The 2,666-nt window shown below is 65.4% G+C and carries 5 protein-coding genes; 3 read left to right on the forward strand and 2 right to left on the reverse strand.

Annotated features, from left to right (window positions below; genetic code table 11):
* Positions 1–65: 65 nt before the first annotated feature.
* Both gvpF and ACNA7R_RS19290 read right to left on the reverse strand, forming a co-directional pair.
* Complete coding sequence (gene gvpF / locus ACNA7R_RS19285; protein ID WP_278302653.1) at positions 66–320, reverse strand: gas vesicle protein GvpF; 255 nt, start codon at positions 318–320, stop codon at positions 66–68.
* 2 nt (positions 321–322) lie between these two features.
* Complete coding sequence (locus ACNA7R_RS19290; RefSeq protein ID WP_416285139.1) at positions 323–949, reverse strand: GvpL/GvpF family gas vesicle protein; 627 nt, start codon at positions 947–949, stop codon at positions 323–325.
* Between the two features lie 232 nt (positions 950–1,181).
* Here ACNA7R_RS19290 and gvpA point away from each other — a divergent pair, with 232 nt between their 5' ends.
* From gvpA to gvpO, 3 genes are all read left to right on the forward strand, one after another.
* On the forward strand, positions 1,182–1,466 hold the full coding sequence (gene gvpA / locus ACNA7R_RS19295; protein ID WP_416285140.1) for a gas vesicle protein GvpA: 285 nt from the start codon (positions 1,182–1,184) through the stop codon (positions 1,464–1,466).
* Positions 1,467–1,471: 5 nt separating this feature from the next.
* Positions 1,472–2,530, forward strand: a complete 1,059-nt coding sequence (gvpN, locus tag ACNA7R_RS19300; protein WP_416285141.1) for a gas vesicle protein GvpN — start codon at positions 1,472–1,474, stop codon at positions 2,528–2,530.
* A 4-nt stretch (positions 2,531–2,534) separates the two neighbouring features.
* On the forward strand, positions 2,535–2,666 hold a 132-nt coding region (gene gvpO, locus ACNA7R_RS19305; RefSeq protein ID WP_416285144.1), incomplete at its 3' end, for a gas vesicle protein GvpO, halophile-type.

Genomic DNA, 2,666 nt, shown 5'->3' on the forward strand with positions numbered 1-2,666 from the left:
CAGTGACCGGAGCGGTCGTTGCGGTCGTCGTTCGGTTCGGTCGGATCGTCGGTGTGGTCGGACATTTATCGTTTCACCTCTACGCGGCCGCTCGAGAACCGCTCGTGAACTTCGCGAGCGATCTCGATCTCCTCCTCGAGTTCGGCCTTCCGTTCGCGGTACTCCGCCTCGGGCCGTTCGCCAAGTTCGTACAGCAGCTGGTTCTCCTTGAGCTGGTCCTCGAGCTCGTTCAGATCGTACAGCTCGTCGAGCGCGATCGAGTGTAACGCGTCGACGATACCGATGAACGGCCGAAACAGGAGATCGTCGAGTACGAACATGGTTACTGGGCCCCGATCTTGACGTCGACGAAGCTGTACGGTGCGAACGGTCCGGTGTACTGGACGATGAGCCGGTCCTCGTACTCCTCCTCGAGTTCGGCGACGGCGTCGTCGAACGCCTCCCGGTCTCCCTTCTCGACCAGATACGAGCGGTTGAACACCAGCCGGTCGCTGAACAGGTCGTTGGGCACCGACTGGTCGGCGATCGGCTCGAGGCGGTCGGCGACGTCGTCCTCGACCGCTTCCCGGTCGACGTCGGCGTCCTCCTCCTCGACGAGTTTGAGCCCGAGTTCGATCTTACCGTCGATGTCACGCAGGGCGCGGCGAAACGCCGGCTGTGCGTTCCGGAGGACGTTTTTCAGCTCGCGGTTCCCCTCGAAGGCCATCCCGAACCGCATCGGAACGATCGTCTGCCCGCCCTCGTACTCCATGATCTCTCGGAGCACGTCGTCGTGGCGCTGGGCGTCCTCGTCGGTCTCCTCGGGCTCGGTCGTGTCGATGTCCGAGACGACCGCCCCGTAGCGACGGTGCGAGATCGTGTAGACGCGGTCCGCCTCGCCGACCGCGTCCGTCTCGAACTCGACGTCGTCGTTCGCCTCGACGACGCCGTAGACGTACCTGTGACTCACGATCGCATCACCGTCCGTCGATGCGATCGGTCGAACCGTCCGAACGAGGTGTGTGTCCGTACCATAAGATAAGACCCCACTGAATCGACAACTCGTCGTGTCGGTAGGGTTCCCGCGCGCGTTATGGTGATGCTTGCAGACGCAGCGTCGGCGAGCATACCCCCGTCGCTCAGACTAGCTTGCACACGCAGCGGCAGTACTGTTACGGGTCGCGCGAGAACGGCGGATTACAATGGCATCCCAACGAAGACCCGACGCCTCGAGTCTCGCGGAAGTACTGGACCGTGTCCTCGACAAGGGCGTCGTCATCGACGTCTGGGCGCGCGTCTCGGTCGTCGGGATCGAACTCCTGACGATCGAAGCCCGCGTCGTCGTCGCCTCCGTCGACACCTTCCTCCACTACGCGGAGGAGATCTCAAAAATTGAACAAGCGACCGCGGAGGGCGATCTCGAGGAACTCGAGGAGCTCGAGATCGAAGAGCGGCCGGAGTCCTCGCCGCAGTCCGCCTCCGAGTAATCCACATGGGGGATTCGTCTTCGCGGGACCGCAAGGTTCGTGGCCGGAAGATCAGGTCGGATCGAAGCAAGAAGAAGCGTCGGAAGGCGAAGAAGATGGCCAAGAAGGAGCGCAAGCGCGCGTCGAACGGGACGAGCGGCGGCTCCGGACGTTCCGGCGGCTCCGGCGGCTCGAGCGGATCGCCGCTGTCGAGCCCCGAGGAGATCGCCCCCGATCCGTTCGTCGAGACCGACGCGGTCGCGTCGGTCCGGGACCGAATCGTCGGCTGGCTCGAAGCTGACCAGCCGGTCCACCTGATCGGCCCGACCGGCTGCGGAAAGACGGCGCTCGCGCTGTCGGCAGCCGCCGAGCGCGGCCGTCCGGTGGTCTGGATCAACGGCGACGAGGCCGTCGGCACCGCCGAACTCGTCGGCACCCACTCCGGCGGCGAGCGCTACGAGGAGCGCGACCAGTTCGTCAGCGGCGTCAGCAAGACCACCGAGGTCGTCCGCGAGCGGTGGGTCGACAACCCGCTCTCGACCGCGGTCAAGGAGGGCGCGACGCTCGTCTACAACGAGTTCTCGCGGAGCGATCCCGCGGCTCACAACGTCCTGCTGTCAGTGCTCGAGGAGGGGATCCTCGAGCGACCGGGGAAACACGGCGAGGATCGGACGATCGACGTCCACCCCGAGTTCCGGCTGCTCGTGACCTCGAACGACGTCGAGTACGCGGGCGTCCACGAACAGCAGGACGCGCTGCTCGACCGGTTCGTCGGCGTCAACGTCGACTACTACGACGCCGAGACCGAACGCGAGATCGTCGCCGCCCACGTCGACGTGCCCGAGGAGACGATCGAGCAGGTGGTCGACGCGATCCGAACGCTCCGGGACGAACTCGACGTCGTCGTCGGGACCCGCGCGGCGATCACCGCGGCGGAGGGACTGTCGGTCTTCACCGAGGACGGCGCTGAGGAGTTCGACGACGAGCTGCTGGTCGACGTGTTTACCGACGTGCTCGCGCCGAAGATCGCCGGCGATGGCGACGGAATCGACGACCTCCGCGACGCGATCAGCGACGCACTATAGGACGATGGCCGAAGCCGAATCGAACACAGCGGACCAGTGTCGGGCGCGCACCGGGGACGGGGAGCGGTGCTCCCGCCCGGCCCAGGACGACGGGTTCTGTTATCAACACGACGAGAGTGATCCAACCATGAGCGAT

Origin of the sequence: Natronococcus sp. (genome assembly GCF_047921035.1) — an archaeon.
Taxonomy (GTDB): domain Archaea; phylum Halobacteriota; class Halobacteria; order Halobacteriales; family Natrialbaceae; genus Natronococcus.

Bases quoted from the DNA above. Each gene is read 5' to 3' on its own strand.
- gvpF (WP_278302653.1), bottom strand. From the start codon at position 320: ATGTTCGTACTCGACGATCTCCTGTTTCGGCCGTTCATCGGTATCGTC.
- gvpA (WP_416285140.1), top strand. From the start codon at position 1,182: ATGGCATCCCAACGAAGACCCGACGCCTCGAGTCTCGCGGAAGTACTG.
- gvpN (WP_416285141.1), top strand. From the start codon at position 1,472: ATGGGGGATTCGTCTTCGCGGGACCGCAAGGTTCGTGGCCGGAAGATC.